This window comes from Mycobacterium sp. E2479, from assembly GCF_001667925.1.
Taxonomy (GTDB): Bacteria; Actinomycetota; Actinomycetes; order Mycobacteriales; family Mycobacteriaceae; genus Mycobacterium.
Genome location: NZ_LZJR01000015.1, coordinates 1 through 15048 on the forward strand (window position 1 = coordinate 1; position 15048 = coordinate 15048).

Consider the following 15048-nt stretch of genomic DNA (forward strand, 5'->3'; position numbering starts at 1 on the left):
GGACCTTGGCAGCGGCAGCACGGGGCGCAAACTGGACCAGCTGATCCAGCGGGCCGGCGGGGGGCCGGGGGCGACATCGATTTGGCCCGGGATGTTTGGGTCCGGAATGACCGGAACCTGTGGCGAATTCGGCCCCCGGCCGACCACGCGTTCCTGCAGCCGCCACAGCGTGTACTTGAGGGTGCCGACGAGCAGGTTCACGTTGTAGTGGTGCGGTCCGTGCAGCCCGATGTCACCGGGGAATCCGATATCGGGCAGCGACCCAAGCATGATCTTGTCGACACCGACATTCACCGAAATCGAGTTCCCCGCCGTAGATTTGACCAGTGGTGGGATCAGCCGATTGACCGACAGCCAGCTGGTATCCGGGCTCATCGCAACGTCGTTGGCGGCGCCGGCAATCGTATTCAGGTCGCGGATCACGCTGCGGCCGCTGGTGTCGGTCCCGCCGATTGACGGGAACCTGGCCAGCAGCCGGGAGGTGTCGCCCACCTGGACGGCCAGATCGGAAAGTTGACTGGTGTTATCGGCAAGGGCTGAAGTGGCGGGGCTGGCGGCCGCCATCAGGTCGCTGATGGTCTGGTTCTTGGCATCGAGTTGGTCGGCCAGCCTTGACAATTGGGTCAGCGCATGCGAAATCTGATCCGACCGGCCGTCCAACGTGCCGAGCAGTTCGTTGGACTTGCGGATCATGTCTCCGAACGCCTGGCCCTGCTCGCCGGTCGCCTTGCCGAATCCATTGATGATGTTGGTGAAATTGCGAACCGCGCCGCCGTTCACCAGAATCGCCGCCGAGCTCAGCACCGACTCGACGGTCGCGGCGGCCGCGGTCGAATCCAGCCCGATCGTGTCGCCGTCGCGCAGCATCGGCGTGTCGGCGGGATCGTCAGCGGGAGGCTTCAGCGCCACGAACACGTCGCCAAGCGGTGTCGCGGTGCGCAATTCGGCGGTGCTGCCCCGGGGCAGTTGCACGCCGTCACGGATGCGCAGCCGGGTGACTGCGGTGTAGTTGCGTGCGACCATCGATTCGAGCTGCCCGACGTCGGCGCCGGCGAGCTTGACCTTGGCGTTCATCGGCAGGTTCAACGCGTTGGAGAAGACCGCGTTCAGCGAATAGCCTCCCGAGCCGAGGCCCGGGGCCGGAAGAGGCAGGCTGGCAAGGCCGTTCGTGGCGCAGCCTGCGGTGACCATCGCCGCGGCCACCGCCGTCAACATGCCCCGCGCCCCCGTCGGCATCATTTCTGCCCCATGGCGGCCATGCCATCGAGCACATACGTCAACCCGAAATCGGGGCCGAAGTCCTGGATGGTCCCCGTGCTGCAGCCCAGTTGGCGAAGGCCCATCAGGTTGCAGATCTCTTTGGTGTACTGGCTGTCGAAGAGCAACCGATCCGTGAGGAAGCGGGCCCGCACGGTGCCGTTCGCCCGGTCGATCATGTTGTAGGCGTTGTCTGCCACCAACGGGGCCAGATCCAAAAGCTCGGCCAGGTCGCGCCGCTGGTCGGTCACCGTCTTCAGTGTGTCATTGCCGTGGAGCACGGTCTGCTTGACGCTGTCCCGGTTTTCGTCGAGCAGGTCGCCGGCCCGCTGGATCAGCTGGTCCAGTTTGCGCCCCGTGCTGCCGCTGCCAAGGTCCTCGTCGGCCATGATCTGGCTGACTTGGTGGATGGTGGAAGCGAATTCGCGCAACTTCGTGTCGTTGGCGGCCACAGCATCGAAGAGCGTGCTGATGTTCTTGACGATCGTGGTGATCTGCTCGCGGGTTGCCGCGCCGCCGTCGCTGGACAGCCGCAGGGCCTTGGACAGCTCACCCAGCGCCGCCTTGATCTTTTCGCCGTTGCCGTTGACCACCTCGGCGCCACCGCCCAGCACGTCGGCGATCGGCCCGCCACCGTGGCCATCACCCTCGAGCGACTTGGTCACCTTGTCCAAAACATTGAGGACGCTGCTGAATTCGACGGGTGTCTTGGTCCGGGGCAGCCCGATGGTGTCGTGGTTCTGCAGGGTCGGACCGCCGCGATACGGCGGCGTGAGCTCGATCTGGCGGTCGGTGAGGATGGAGGTCGACACCGTGACGGCCTGAGCGGTGGCCGGCACTTTGACGTGCCGGTCGACGGTGAACTCGACTTCGACATAGCCGCCCTTGGCGTTGATCTTGGTGATCTTGCCCACCGGCATGCCCAGCACCGCCACCTCGTTGCCCTCGTAAAGTCCTGAGGCGCTGTCGAATTGGGCGGTCAGGGTGATCGTGTCCTCGTCGGAGCCCAAGGTCCACCAGCCGATACCGACCGCCGCGGCGATGACCGCGACCGCGGCGACGATGGCCAGCGCCTTGGCGCCCAGCCCCCTCACTTGCAGTCCTTGAAGTACTGGATCATGCCGAACTGCTTGGCACGGCCGCTGATCGCGCACATCCAGGAGTCGATCAGCGGGACATTGGGGGCGTTGAAGTTGACCGCGTTGCCCTCACCGGTGAGGTTGGCGGCCTCGCGGAAAAAGATCGGGCTGGTCTGCAGCATGCTGTGCAGCAGGTCGTCGTGTTCAGACATCAGGTTGGTGAAGTCGCGCATGTCTTTGATCAGCGCGTCCAGGCCCGAGCGATCATTGACCACGACCTGGCTCATGGTGTCGACCAGGCTCGACAACGACTGCATCATCGCGTGAAAAACGGCACGCCGCGCGACGAATTGGCCCAACAGGTCTTGTCCCTGGTCCATCAGGGCGCCGATGCCGGCCTGTTGGCGCCGCAGCGTGTTGGTCACCTGCTCGGTGCTGCGGAGCAGCTGTCCGAGCTGGTCGCGTCGTACCGCGATGATCGAGGACAGCGTGTTGATGTTCGTGATCGCCTGCGGCACAACGGCGGGCAGACCCTCGAGCTGCTTGCCCAGCACCGCCAGCGACTGCGCGAACCTGTCGGAGTCCACCTGCTCGAAAGTGGTGGTGGCATCCTGCAACGCGGCCTGCAGGTCGTAGGGCACTTCGGTGTGCGCCAGGTCGAAGGTCTCGTGAGGCAGGCGGGCCGGGCCCCTGGGTTCCAGGGCGAGGTAGCGCGAACCCAGGATGGTGGTAACCCTGATCTGAGCTCGGGAGTCCTTGCCCAGCTTGATGTCGTCGCGCACCTTCAAGCCAGCCTCGACATGGTCGCCGACGAGTTTCATGCTGGTGACGTTGCCCACCGGGATGCCCGCGACCACGATCGGGTTGCCGGCGCGCAGGGAGGCCGCCTGGAGAAATTCCGCGGTGTAATGCCGGTAACCGGCGCCGATCGCATGAACCAGCAGCATGACCGAAATCACCACCGCGACGACCGCGACGGCGATGAACCCGAGCCAGGTCTTGTTGTAGCTCTCCAGCGGACGCTTCCGCATCCCCGAAAGCCGTTGCCGTACCCACGGGTCAGCCATCGACTGTGCTCCTACACCTCGGGGTGTGCCAGGCCTTGTTGCCCGGGGTGGCGGCGTTGATGATGATCGGCACCACATCGTTGAGCCCGGGGAAGAACCCCATGAAGTTCACGTCACACACGTAGGCGTTGCCATAGGCACCCTGATTGCCCACCCGGATAAGGCCTTTCAGCAGCAGCGGGATGTTGTCGCCGAAGAACGCCACCTGCGGCTCGACGTCCATGACGTGTCTGGCGACACCGGGCTGACGGTCGATGAATTCGCGCAGTGCCGGATACACATCCGTCGCGGAGGTAGACAGCCGACCGGTCACCCGAGCCAATGAACCCACCGAGGCGACAAGGTCCGGACGGCGCCGGTCGAGCTCGCCGACGACGCTGCGGGTCTGCGTGATGACTCCGTCGAGGTTGTCGTTCTGTTGGGCGAGGTTGCCGACCACCTTGTCGAGATTGGTGATCACGCTGCCGAGGGCCTGATCGCGGCCGGCGAAAGTCTCTGTGAGCGTAGAGGTCTGACCGACCAACGTGGCGAGCGATGACGTGTCGCCCTGCAACGACTGAATGATGCCCTTGGTGAGGTTGTCGGCGTCATGCGGGTTAAGCAGGCTGAACAGGGGTTCGTAGCCGTTGAGCAGCGTGGTCACGTCGAAAGACGGTTCGGTGCGTTCCACCGGGATCGTGCTGCCCGGTGGTAGCAGCTGCGGACTGCCCTCCTTGCCGATGGACAGTCCGAGGTAACGCTGCCCGACGATGTTCTGATAGGTCACCGACGCGAGTGTGTTTCCGAACAACCGCTGTTCGGACTGCACGACAAAGGAGACCTTCGCCAGTGTCCCGTCGAGTTCCACCTTTTCAACGCGGCCCACGCGAACCCCGGCCACGCGAACGTCGTCGCCTTCGCGGAGCCCGTACACGTCGGTGAACACCGCCGAATACCTGGCCGTGTTGCCGGCTACGTCGCGCCGCAGGCTCACGTACACCAGCCAGGTCAGCGTCAACGAGACGATCATGAACAGCGTCAGCGCGATGAGTGGGCCTCGAAACCTCATCGAAATCTCACTTGGCCTCCCCGGGTGGATGAGTCAGTGACACCGTGGTTCCGCGGGCGACCGGGCCCAGCAGCAACTCGGTGGCTTCGGTTGCGGGGGCGCCGGTGATGACGCCGAGCATGTTTCGTTCGTACTGGCTCCCAACGGGGCCCACGTTGCCCCCGAAAGAGGCCCGGTACGAGGCCTGTGGAATCCACGGCGCCTTGGGTGCCACCGGCGCGACCCACGGCTGGTGTGGTTGTGGTGTCGCCGGCGCCCCGGGTGAGGGGTTGTCGGGATTCGCGCTGCCGGGTACTGGTGGTGACGGTGTAATACCAGGGGCCAGCGGCGGATTGGGATCGGTCAGGTTGGGGGTGGGGTTGATCAGCGGCGGCCCCACCGCCACCAGGTTTCCGTCCGGGCCGATCACGGTGCCGGGCGGCGGAGCCAGATCCTTGGGCGGATGGTAGTTCTGTGGCAGCAGCACCTCGGGCAGATCGGGTCGTACCGGGATCAGCGGTGCGGTAAAGCAGCTGGGTCCTTTGAGCTCGCCGTAATGGGGACAGTCGGCGCGGGTGTAGGTGGAACTGGGCGTGAAGGTAAGCATCGCGCGCATGTTGCCCACGTTCGTGCGCGGGTTCCACACCTGTTCCATGAACTGATTGGCCAGGTTGTCCAGCTTGGCGACGGCGGGCACGAAGTTGTTCGATTTCTGCGCCAAGATGCCCAGCACCGGTGTGAAATCGGTGGTGATCCTGATCAGTTGATCGATGTGGTTGTCCAAGGATTGACGTGTCGTGCCGACGGTGTAGTCGGCGCCCGACAGCAGCGAGGCCAACTGCCCGCGGCTCTCGGTGAACGTCCGCATCGGCTCGACGGCCTGATGCAACGCGTCGAGGAGATCGGGTGCCGTCTGCGCGAGACCGGTCGTCGCGTCCAGCAGCGCCGACACCGTCGAGGGGCCGGTGTCGGTGCTGACAATCGAATTCAGTTGATCGAGAGCGCGGTTCAGTTGCGCGCCGGCGTTCAGCAGGGTCACGCGGCGGTGGTCGGTGGCGGCGCCCAGGGCAGCCAGGATCCCGACGGACCTGTCGTCGCGGCCACGGCCCGCCGCGGCGAGCAGGTCACGCAGCTTGCTGACAGTCGTCTGGAACAGCACGGTCGGCAGCCGCTTGTCCTCCAGGATGTGGGCGCCGTCGCGGATTTTTGCACCGGAGCCCTTGCCTACCAGTTGGACCGACGAAACGGCAAAAACGTTGCTGGGTACCACGCGTGCCGTCACGCTCGCCGGAATCGACTTGGCGTATTCCTCTTTGAGGTCGATGTGGACGTAATTGGGCTTGCCGTGGGCAGCCGGGACGACGTCGTTGACCATTCCGACGAGCACGCCGTGGTATTTGACGTCGGACTTCTGCGGAAGGCCATCACCCACGTTGACCAGGTCGGCAACCACCCGCACGTAATCATTAAGTCTGCCAGTGGATTTGACCAGCATCGCCGTGGTGATCAGGGCGCTGACCACGATTACCGCAACGCCGATGCCCAGCAGCTGCCGGTCGGTGGGGCCGCGGCCGTCCAGCTCAATGGAATTGGGCATGTTCCACCGACCTAGCCACCGAACCTCGCGCCGGAGTCGACACCCCAAAGCGCCATGGTGAGCAGCATGTTCACGATGATCACGACGGTGATGCTGGCCCGCATACCGTGCCCAGCGGCGACCCCTACGCCCTCGGGCCCGCCGCTGGCGTAATACCCGTAGTAGCACTGGATCGTGGAGGCGATCCACACGAAGATGACGGCCTTGATCAACGAATAGACGATGTCCTGGCCGGCCAACATCAGCGTGAAGTAGTGCAGGTAGGAACCGGTCGACCCGCCGCTGCCGATGCCGACAACGATCTGTGTGCTCAGGTATCCGATCGCCAGGCAAGCGGCGTACAGCGGGACGATCGCCACCACCGAAGCGATCAACCGGGTGGTCACCAGGTAGGGGATTGGGCGGATGGCAATCGATTCCATCGCGTCGATCTCCTCGGCGATACGCATGGATCCCAACTGCGCGGTGAAGCGGCAACCACCCTGCATGGCGAACGCGAGCGACGCCATCAGGGGAGCCAGTTCGCGGGTGTTGACCAACGACGAGACGAACCCGGTGGCGGGCCCGAGTCCGAGCAGGTCCAGGAAGTTGTAGCCCTCGATGCCGACGAGGGCGCCGACGGTCATGCCGAGCACGACGGCCACACCGGCGGTTCCCCCACCCACCACGATCGAGCCGTTGCCCCAGGTGATGTTCGACAGCAGCCGCAGGAATTCGGCGCTGTACTGCCGCAAGGCCAGTGGCACGGCGACCAGCGCGCGGACGAAGAAGACGAGCAGGTGGCCGAGCCGGATGATCGGCACTCTGCCCCGTCGGTAAACCCGGACGAGCGGCGTCGAAATCGGTGCGAAAGGCCGGTAGGCGGATGCCGTCACGTCATAGTCCCGTCCTGGGTGACAACATGATGTAGAGCTGGCTGATCGCGACGTTGACGATCATCAACAGCAGGATCGCCTCCACCACGGCGGCATTCACGGAATTCGCGACCCCGGTCGGTCCACCCTTGGTGGACAAGCCTTTTTGGCTCGAGACGATGGCGACGATGGCGCCGAACACGATGGCTTTGATCAGCGCCAAGACCATGTCGCCGGTTGTCGCGAACGACGCGAACGTCGATACGAAGCTGCCAGGTGCGCCGTTCTGGAAGTAGACGTTGAACATGTAGCTCGCGAAGAATCCGGCGAAGCACACGACGCCGGTAAGGGCCACCCCGATCATCACCGCCGCGGCGAAGCGGGGGACGACCAGGCGGCGGACAACCGAGACGCCCATCACCTCCATTGCGTCGGTTTCCTCGCGCATCGTTCGCGAACCAAGGTCGGCCGTGATCGCCGACCCGACCGCAGATGCCATGAGGACCGCGGCCACCAGCGAGGCCCCCTGCCGGATGACCGCGAGCCCGCTGGCAGCCCCGGCCAGTGACGTGGCACCGACCTGGCCGGCCAGCAACGCGAACTGGATGGACAGGGTGACGCTGATCGGCAGCGACACCAGGATCGTCGGCAACACGGCGGTGCCGGCCATGAACGCGCCCTGCCGGACGAACTCCTGCCACTGGAATCGCCCGGTCACCAGGTCGTAGAAGAAGTATTGAGCGGTTCGCACCCCGAGAACGAACTGTTCACCTACCGTCGTCAGCGAGGCGACCGGGTGACGTTTGACGTAACCGACGGACCAGTTCTTGATCGCGTTGACGCCATCAAGCTGTGCCGTCGTCATAGCGGCGTGACCTGCGGTCCGTCTAGCAAAGCCATGGCGCGGGTCGTCGCGTACCAGCTACCGCCTTCATCGGCGCTCTTCCCACCCCTAAGTCGTGAGTGCCGAGCGGAGGCCATTGCGCGACCGTTGGACCCTATCCTTATTAAAATAGTGTCAACAAGCGCCGGGACTCCGCAGCTCATCGGTGTGTGCCGCCTCACACTAGCCTACTTGATAGGGACTTTCAATAGTGTAGAGTCACTCATCTGAATTCGTCGCTGGACGGCTTCGTGCGGTCCTATTACCGGATCGACTAAGGTGGTGGCATGGCCTCAGCAAACACCGGTTCGCTGCGCGACCGACGCCGTGCTGAGCTGCTTTCCCACATTCAACAGACCGCGCATCAACTGTTCGCCGAGCGCGGTTTCGAGGCGGTGACGACCGAGGACATCGCCTCGGCCGCCGGCATCTCCATCAGCACGTATTTCCGGTACGCGCCGACCAAGGAGGGATTGCTGGTCGATCCCGTCCGCGAGGCGGCCTCCGAGATCGTGGGTGCCTACAGCGCCAGGCCGCCCCACGAGTCACCCGTTGAAGCCTTGATCCAGCTCTTCGTCACGCGCGCCATGGATATCAGCGAGATTGACAACCTTGATACCTGGCGCCTTGCCGTGGCAACCGCCCCCCACTTGTTGACCAAATCAGTGTTGGTCAGCGAAACAGATCACGGCACGCTGATCGAGCAAGTCGCACACCGGATGCATGTTGATGCGGCGGTTGACATTCGGCCCGCGCTGTTGGTCCACACCAGTTTGGCCACAGTGCAATTCGTGCTCGATGGGTGGTTGACCTCCAACACCGCCGAGAGCCCACCATTTCACGTGCGGTTGGAGGAAGCGCTGCGGATCACGCTCGCCGGATTCGAGGGACGAAGCGGCTCAAAACCCCGCCGGTGCTAAACCGCCGTGACTTTGCTGGCCACGGCGTGAAACAATCGCTGGCCGTGAAGACCTTCGAGGATCTGTTCGCCGAACTTGGCGAGCGTGCCCGTACCCGGCCGGCCGGCAGTGCGACGGTTGCCGCACTGGACGGTGGCGTCCACGGGCTGGGCAAAAAGATCCTCGAGGAAGCCGGCGAAGTGTGGCTGGCCGCCGAACACGAATCTGACGACGCGCTGGCCGGGGAAATCAGCCAGTTGCTCTATTGGACGCAGGTATTGATGGTGGCCCGCGGGCTGACCCTCGACGACGTTTATCGGAAGCTATGACCATGCTGCGGGTTGCGGTCCCCAACAAGGGCACGCTGAGCGAGCCGGCCAGCGAGATCCTCGCCGAGGCGGGATACCGGCGGCGCACCGACACCAAAGACCTGACCGTCATTGACCCCGTGAACCAGGTTGAGTTCTTCTTCCTGCGGCCCAAAGACATTGCCATCTACGTGGGTTCGGGAGAACTGGATTTCGGCATCACCGGCCGGGACCTGGTGGGCGATTCCGACGCACCGGTGCGCGAACGCCTGGCGCTCGGGTTCGGCTCGTCGAGCTTTCGCTACGCCGGACCGGCGGGGTGCGGCTGGAAGATCGCCGACCTGGCCGGCAGACGGATCGCCACCGCCTATCCTAATCTGGTCCGAAAAGACTTGGCGGGCAGGGGTATTGAGGCGACCGTTATCAGACTCGATGGCGCGGTGGAGATCTCGATACAACTCGGCGTGGCTGACGCGATCGCCGACGTGGTGGGTTCCGGGCGCACTCTGAGCCTGCATGACCTCGAGGCCTTCGGCGAACCGCTGTGCGATTCCGAAGCGGTGCTGATCGAGAGCGACCAGACCAGTAAGTCCGGGACGCAAGCGGCGCGTGACCAATTGGTAGCGCGGATTCAGGGCGTGGTGTTCGGCCAGCAATATCTGATGCTCGATTACGACTGCCCCCGCTCGGTGCAGGATAGGGCCACGGCGATCACGCCGGGGCTCGAGTCGCCCACCATCGCACCCCTGGCCGACCCCGACTGGGTCGCCATTCGCGCGCTGGTGCCGCGTCGGGGCGTCAACGAGATCATGGACGAGTTGGCCGCCATCGGCGCCAAAGCGATTTTGGCGTCCGACATCAGGTTCTGCCGCTTCTGATCGCGCGCGGTGACCAGGTCCGCATAACGAAGGTCTGGGCCGCGCTGACCTTAGTGCCGGACCGTCAGCCGCTGTCCATGGGCATGTCGATGATGGTTTGAATGACCGCGGACACCGCATCGGTCAAGTTTTCTGGCGCGGCTTCGGTGAGTGCCGGCGTCTGGATGACGCTTCGCATCAACCACACGCCGGCGATGACGGACAGGATCAGCTCTGTGCGGAGGTGCTGGTCCGGTTCCGGTAGTTGGGAGGCGAGCCGTCGTGCGACATGGCGTGAGAGAGCATCGCGCACGATCTGGGCGGCGCGCGGGTTGGGTACCGATCGCAGCATGATCGGGAATCTGCCCAGTTGCTCGGCGTCGGGTGCGCTGAGCGCAATGAGGTTGTCCGCAGCGTCGCGTGCCAGTGCCTCGGGCTCGTTGGCGAAGAACGCCGGCGGCGCAAACGCCGCCTCGACCACTTCGGCGAAGAGTTGTTCCTTGGAGCCGAAGTAGCGGTTGATCAGCATCGCGGTCACACCGGCGTCACGGGCGATGTCGCGGACCCCGACGCGGTCATACCCGTAAAGCGCGAAGGCCTGTAGCGCTGAGGCCAGGATGTCGGCGCGGGTTTTGGCCGCGTTTCGCGGGCGAGGGGTCGCGGACCGCTTTTTCGGATGCACCATGTCTGCGAGTGTAGACAACGGCGGCCGGACTAGTCTACAGTTGTAGACATAGCAAGTGGAGCGGACGCCTGGGCTCCGCATACGACGAAAGGAGTCGATCGACGGGATCGCTCGGCATGTCGCATACTCATAGCTGGCATTTCGCCGACAGATCCACCTGCACCACCGCAGTGGGTTACTGCCAGCCAGCTACGCTGGCACAACCCACCGATGAACCACTCTTCCCCCGCGGACCAAAATCGGTGGTCCGACCCGATCTCCTCTGGAGGTTTCCCGTGACACATGTCCTTATTGTTTTGCTGGCCTTGCTGATTGGCGTCGTAGCCGGACTGCGGTCGCTGACCGCGCCAGCGGTCGTCGCCTGGGCGGCCTTCATCGGCTGGGTCGATTTGCACGGCACGTGGGCGGGGTGGATGGCCAGCATCATCACGGTGATCATCTTCACCGTTCTGGCCGTGGGCGAACTGATCAACGACAAGCTGCCCAAGACGCCGGCGCGCACCGCCCCGCCGATCTTCGCGGCGCGAATCGTCACGGGCGGCCTCGCGGGCGCGGCCCTCGGCGCCTGGCCGCACTGGACGTTTACCGCGCTGGGCGCCGGCATCATCGGCGCGGTGCTGGGCACCCTCGGCGGCTACCAGGCGCGCAAACGGCTGGTCGCGGCGACGGGCGGCAAGGACCTGCCGATCGCGCTGCTGGAGGATGCGGTCGCGATCGTGGGCGGGTTCGCCATCCTTGCGGCGACGGGTCACGTACTGACCGAGTACCTGCTGACGGCGGTTAAGTGACAGACCATTTCGATGCGATCATCGTTGGTGCCGGTCAGGCCGGCCCGCCGTTGGCAGGCCGGCTGACCGCAGCCGGGCACCGCGTCGCGGTGGTTGAGCGCAAGCTGATTGGCGGCACCTGCGTCAACACCGGGTGCATCCCAACCAAGACGCTGGTGGCTTCCGCGCATGCCGCGCATCTGGCGCGCCGGGGCGCCGAATACGGCGTCGGGACGGGACCGGTCAGCGTCGATTTGGCGAAGGTCAAGGCCCGCAAGGACGAGATCATGCTCGGCGACCGCAAGGGCGTCGAGGATTGGCTCGAGGGCATGAAGGGCTGCACCGTGTTTCGCGGTCACGCCGTTTTCCAGGATTCGCACACGCTGCGGGTCGCTGACGATGTGCTGCGCGCCGACCGCATCTTCCTCAACGTCGGCGGGCGCGCGGTGGTGCCCGACATCCCCGGCTTGTTTGATGTCGACTTCCTGACCAACGTGTCGGTTCTCGAACTCGACACGTTGCCGGCGCATCTCGTCATCGTCGGCGGCAGCTACATCGCGCTGGAGTTCGCGCAGATGTACCGGCGGTTCGGGGCTCGGGTGACCGTCGTCGAACGGGGACCGCGGCTGGCGTCGCGCGAAGACGAAGATGTCTCGGCATCGGTGGAGGAAATTCTGCGGGCCGAAGACATCGAAATCATCGTCGATGCGAACGATGTGCGAATAACCAAGACCGGCAACGGGTTCGAGCTGATTCCTCGCCAGGGCGCGGCCCCGGTCGAAGGAAGCCATCTGCTGCTGGCGGTGGGCCGGCGACCCAACACCGACGACCTCGGTCTGGAAGCGGCCGGGGTCGTGACTGACGCCCGCGGTTACATCGTGGTCGATGACCAGCTAAAGACGAACGTGGACCACATCTGGGCGATGGGCGACTGCAATGGCAGGGGCGCGTTCACGCATACGTCCTACAACGACTTCGAGATCGTCGCCGCCAATCTGCTGGACGACGACCCGCGCCGGGTGAGTGACCGCATTACCACTTACGCGCTTTACATCGATCCGCCGCTGGGGCGCGCAGGCATGACGGTCGAGCAGGTCCGCTCGTCCGGGCGCAAGGCGCTGGTCGCCAAGTGGCCGATGACCAGAGTCGGCCGGGCGGTGGAAAAGGGTGAGACACAAGGCTTCATGAAAGTCGTCGTGGACGCCGACACCAAGGAGATTTTGGGGGCCGCCATCCTCGGGGTCGGCGGTGACGAGGCCATCCACTGCATTTTGGACGTGATGTCGGCCAAAGCGCCCTACACGACGCTGTCCCGGACCATGCACATCCACCCGACGGTCAGCGAGCTGATTCCCACAATGCTGCAAGAGCTTTCGCCGCTCGACTAGTGGCGATCGCAAGCGCGGCGTGGCCGGGCGCGGCGGGTCGCCACCCGTCAACCAGCCGTTAGGCCGCTGGTTCGGTCGTGTGAGAATCAGTGTGCGCTACAAAAGATTCCGGCCAGCCCGGGTACGGCGGAGGGGTTCCCCCGAACAGCGGACAGTGCTGCTGGTGGGGACACCAGTCGCATAACCGCGAATGGGTGGGACGGAAATCGCCTGTCTGCCCAGCGGATTGGATGGCTCGCCAGATCGCCATCAGCGTCTTCTCGAACCGCAGCAGCTCATCGTGGTCCGGCGTGTAGTCAAGCATCTGACCATCAGCCAGATAGATGAGCCGCAGCCGGGTGGGCCGCACACCCCGGGATCGCAACAGCGCCACCGCGTAGAACTTCATCTGGAACATGGCCTTGAATTCGGCCAGAGCTCGCGCGGCCGGCGGTGCCTTTCCGGTCTTGTAGTCGACCACACGAAGCTCGCCAGTGGCGGCGACGTCGATGCGGTCAATGAAGCCACGCAGGAGGGTGCCGTCCGCGAGTTCTACCTCCACCCGCTGCTCGCAGCACTCCGGGTTGAACCGGGTGGGGTCCTCAAGCCGGTAGTAGCCGGCGAGCAGCGCCCGCGCTTCGATCAGCAGCTCGGTGCGCTGCGCCGGATCCAGTTCGGTGGTCATCTCGGGTGTTGCGGCGATGATCTGTTGCCACGCGGGCTCCACTAGGGACATAGCGGTGTCGGGGCCGCGCTGCTCGGCGGGCAGGCCGTAGAGCTGCTGGAGGGCGGCGTGGACAAGCGATCCGCGCAGCTGTGCGGTCGACGGCGCCTCGGGCAGCCGGTCTATGGCCCGAAACCGGTACAGCAGCGGGCACTGCTTGAAGTCCGCCGCACGCGACGGCGACAGGGCCGGGCGGCGCACCTGACCCGCCGGGCGCTCAGCTGGCTGCGGCGCCTGCGGCTGGACGATCATGTCGGCAGCCTAGGACTGGGCGGCGACAACCCCCAAGCACCTGCGGCGGCGAGTCGGCTGGCACGCTGGACCGCGTGTCCGTAACCGGCCCGTTCAGCGAGGGCGAGCGTATCCAGCTCACCGATGCGAAGGGTCGGCATTACACGGTGGTGCTCACCGCGGGCGCCGAGTTCCACACGCATCGTGGGTCAATCTCGCACGACGCGCTGATCGGGCTCGAGCAGGGCAGCGTGATCAAGTCCAGCAACAACGCGGCGTACTTGGTGATGCGGCCCCTGCTGGTCGACTACATCATGTCGATGCCACGCGGACCCCAGGTGATTTACCCGAAGGACGCCGCCCAGATCGTGCACGAGGGCGACATCTTCCCGGGTGCGCGGGTGCTCGAGGCCGGTGCGGGTTCCGGTGCGCTGACCTGTTCGCTGCTGCGCGCGGTCGGGCCCGAAGGCCGGGTGACCTCCTACGAACAGCGCCCCGATCATGCCGAGCACGCCGAACGCAACGTGTCGGTGTTTCACGGTGGTCAGGCACCCGAGAACTGGCAACTGATCATCAGCGACGTGTCCGACTCCGAATTGCCGGACAAATCCTTCGACCGCGCCGTGCTCGACATGCTCGCGCCGTGGGAGGTGCTGGAGTCGGTCGCCCGCCTGTTGATCCCCGGCGGGGTGCTGATCATCTACGTGGCTACGGTCACCCAACTGTCGCGGGCGGTCGAAGCCCTGCGGGCACAGCAGTGCTGGACAGAACCGCGGTCCTGGGAAACGTTGCAACGCGGTTGGAACGTGGTCGGTCTCGCGGTCCGGCCGCAGCACTCGATGCGGGGACATACAGCCTTCCTGATCTTCACGCGACGGCTCGCGCCCGGCGTCGTCGCTCCCGTGCCCTTGGGGCGCAAGCGCGAGGGCCGCGACGGCTAGTGGTCGATCGCAAGCGCGGGTAGCCGGGCGCGGTGGGTCGCCACCGCTAATCAGGCGAGATCCTCGCTGCGCACCAGGGAGCGCCGTACGGACAGCAGCTCGAACTCAGGATGCGCGGCCACCAACCGTTCGGCGGCGTCCAGGACGTCGACCGCGTGACCCCGGTCACCGGACACCGTGGCGACGCCGATGCCCGCTCGGCGGTATAGCTCGTGCGAACCCGTCTCGGCCGCCGACACGTTGAACTTGCGCTGCAACTCGGCGACGAGGGGCCGAATGACCGAGCGCTTCTGTTTGAGTGATCGAACGTCGCCCAGCAACACGTCGAACTCGAGCCAGCCGATCCACATGCCGCGGGTCAACCCGGCGGGTTTTGCTGATCGGGTCCGGGCTCCGGAGCGGGAGCGGGCTCTGGGGCGGGGGCAGGTTCCGGTGCGGGCGCGGGCAGCGCGGCGGGGGGGGGCGCCGCCTCTTGGACGGGCGGCGGCACGGCTGCGGCGCCGCC

At 65.2% G+C, this 15048-nt stretch carries 16 protein-coding genes; 6 read left to right on the forward strand and 10 right to left on the reverse strand.

Annotation, left to right across the window (positions count from 1 at the left end):
• From A5686_RS02275 to A5686_RS02305, 7 genes are all read right to left on the reverse strand, one after another.
• Positions 1-1239: MlaD family protein (locus A5686_RS02275; protein ID WP_231986257.1), on the reverse strand; the 1239-nt coding region annotated here is incomplete at its 3' end.
• Positions 1236-2351: an MCE family protein gene (locus tag A5686_RS02280; protein WP_067930476.1), complete on the reverse strand. Its 1116-nt coding sequence runs from the start codon at positions 2349-2351 to the stop codon at positions 1236-1238. The genes A5686_RS02280 and A5686_RS02275, both read right to left, overlap by 4 nt.
• A complete protein-coding gene (locus A5686_RS02285; protein WP_067930478.1) occupies positions 2348-3403 on the reverse strand; it encodes an MCE family protein in 1056 nt (351 codons plus the stop codon). Before A5686_RS02285 ends, A5686_RS02280 begins: the two co-directional genes overlap by 4 nt.
• Positions 3396-4451, reverse strand: a complete 1056-nt coding sequence (locus tag A5686_RS02290; protein WP_067930481.1) for an MlaD family protein — start codon at positions 4449-4451, stop codon at positions 3396-3398. The genes A5686_RS02285 and A5686_RS02290 overlap by 8 nt, the downstream gene beginning before the upstream one ends.
• A 7-nt stretch (positions 4452-4458) precedes the next feature.
• Complete coding sequence (locus tag A5686_RS02295) at positions 4459-6027, reverse strand: MlaD family protein (RefSeq protein WP_067930484.1); 1569 nt, start codon at positions 6025-6027, stop codon at positions 4459-4461.
• An 11-nt stretch (positions 6028-6038) separates the two neighbouring features.
• Positions 6039-6902: an ABC transporter permease gene (locus A5686_RS02300; protein WP_067930487.1), complete on the reverse strand. Its 864-nt coding sequence runs from the start codon at positions 6900-6902 to the stop codon at positions 6039-6041.
• A gap of 1 nt (position 6903) precedes the next feature.
• Positions 6904-7746 carry an ABC transporter permease gene (locus A5686_RS02305; protein ID WP_067930490.1) on the reverse strand — a complete coding sequence of 281 codons (843 nt, stop codon included), beginning with the start codon at positions 7744-7746 and terminating at the stop codon, positions 6904-6906.
• A 305-nt stretch (positions 7747-8051) separates the two neighbouring features.
• Between A5686_RS02305 and A5686_RS02310 the strand changes: the two genes are divergently transcribed.
• From A5686_RS02310 to hisG, 3 genes are read left to right on the forward strand one after another with little or no spacing between them, the layout of a single operon-like run.
• Positions 8052-8684: a TetR family transcriptional regulator gene (locus A5686_RS02310; RefSeq protein ID WP_067930493.1), complete on the forward strand. Its 633-nt coding sequence runs from the start codon at positions 8052-8054 to the stop codon at positions 8682-8684.
• A 26-nt stretch (positions 8685-8710) separates the two neighbouring features.
• Entirely contained in the window at positions 8711-8992 is a 282-nt protein-coding gene (locus A5686_RS02315) for a phosphoribosyl-ATP diphosphatase (RefSeq protein WP_064885366.1), read from the forward strand.
• 2 nt (positions 8993-8994) lie between these two features.
• Complete coding sequence (hisG, locus tag A5686_RS02320; RefSeq protein WP_067930515.1) at positions 8995-9849, forward strand: ATP phosphoribosyltransferase; 855 nt, start codon at positions 8995-8997, stop codon at positions 9847-9849.
• A gap of 64 nt (positions 9850-9913) precedes the next feature.
• On the opposite strand, the gene A5686_RS02325 is transcribed toward hisG, so the two are convergent.
• Positions 9914-10513 (reverse strand): TetR/AcrR family transcriptional regulator, encoded by a 600-nt coding sequence (locus A5686_RS02325; RefSeq protein WP_067930496.1) that lies wholly within the window; start codon positions 10511-10513, stop codon positions 9914-9916.
• A gap of 275 nt (positions 10514-10788) precedes the next feature.
• Here A5686_RS02325 and A5686_RS02330 point away from each other — a divergent pair, with 275 nt between their 5' ends.
• Positions 10789-11301, forward strand: a complete 513-nt coding sequence (locus A5686_RS02330; RefSeq protein ID WP_067930499.1) for a DUF4126 domain-containing protein — start codon at positions 10789-10791, stop codon at positions 11299-11301.
• Entirely contained in the window at positions 11298-12668 is a 1371-nt protein-coding gene (locus tag A5686_RS02335) for an FAD-containing oxidoreductase (RefSeq protein ID WP_067930502.1), read from the forward strand. The genes A5686_RS02330 and A5686_RS02335 overlap by 4 nt, the downstream gene beginning before the upstream one ends.
• Positions 12669-12726: 58 nt before the next feature.
• On the opposite strand, the gene A5686_RS02340 is transcribed toward A5686_RS02335, so the two are convergent.
• On the reverse strand, positions 12727-13623 hold the full coding sequence (locus A5686_RS02340) for a RecB family exonuclease (RefSeq protein ID WP_067930506.1): 897 nt from the start codon (positions 13621-13623) through the stop codon (positions 12727-12729).
• 74 nt (positions 13624-13697) lie between these two features.
• Between A5686_RS02340 and trmI the strand changes: the two genes are divergently transcribed.
• The gene (gene trmI, locus A5686_RS02345; protein ID WP_067930509.1) at positions 13698-14543 is read left to right on the forward strand and encodes a tRNA (adenine(58)-N(1))-methyltransferase TrmI; all 846 of its coding nucleotides are present in this window, start codon (positions 13698-13700) and stop codon (positions 14541-14543) included.
• Between the two features lie 50 nt (positions 14544-14593).
• Here trmI and A5686_RS02350 read toward each other — a convergent pair whose 3' ends face one another.
• Positions 14594-14893 (reverse strand): DUF503 domain-containing protein, encoded by a 300-nt coding sequence (locus A5686_RS02350; RefSeq protein ID WP_067930512.1) that lies wholly within the window; start codon positions 14891-14893, stop codon positions 14594-14596.
• Positions 14894-15048 lie beyond the last annotated feature (155 nt).

Coding starts and splice junctions, on each gene's coding strand:
- A5686_RS02295 (WP_067930484.1), bottom strand. CDS start 6,027: ATGCCCAATTCCATTGAGCTGGACGGCCGCGGCCCCACCGACCGGCAG.
- A5686_RS02290 (WP_067930481.1), bottom strand. CDS start 4,451: ATGAGGTTTCGAGGCCCACTCATCGCGCTGACGCTGTTCATGATCGTC.
- A5686_RS02305 (WP_067930490.1), bottom strand. CDS start 7,746: ATGACGACGGCACAGCTTGATGGCGTCAACGCGATCAAGAACTGGTCC.
- A5686_RS02325 (WP_067930496.1), bottom strand. CDS start 10,513: ATGGTGCATCCGAAAAAGCGGTCCGCGACCCCTCGCCCGCGAAACGCG.
- A5686_RS02340 (WP_067930506.1), bottom strand. CDS start 13,623: ATGATCGTCCAGCCGCAGGCGCCGCAGCCAGCTGAGCGCCCGGCGGGT.
- hisG (WP_067930515.1), top strand. CDS start 8,995: ATGCTGCGGGTTGCGGTCCCCAACAAGGGCACGCTGAGCGAGCCGGCC.
- A5686_RS02285 (WP_067930478.1), bottom strand. CDS start 3,403: ATGGCTGACCCGTGGGTACGGCAACGGCTTTCGGGGATGCGGAAGCGT.
- A5686_RS02310 (WP_067930493.1), top strand. CDS start 8,052: ATGGCCTCAGCAAACACCGGTTCGCTGCGCGACCGACGCCGTGCTGAG.
- A5686_RS02350 (WP_067930512.1), bottom strand. CDS start 14,893: ATGTGGATCGGCTGGCTCGAGTTCGACGTGTTGCTGGGCGACGTTCGA.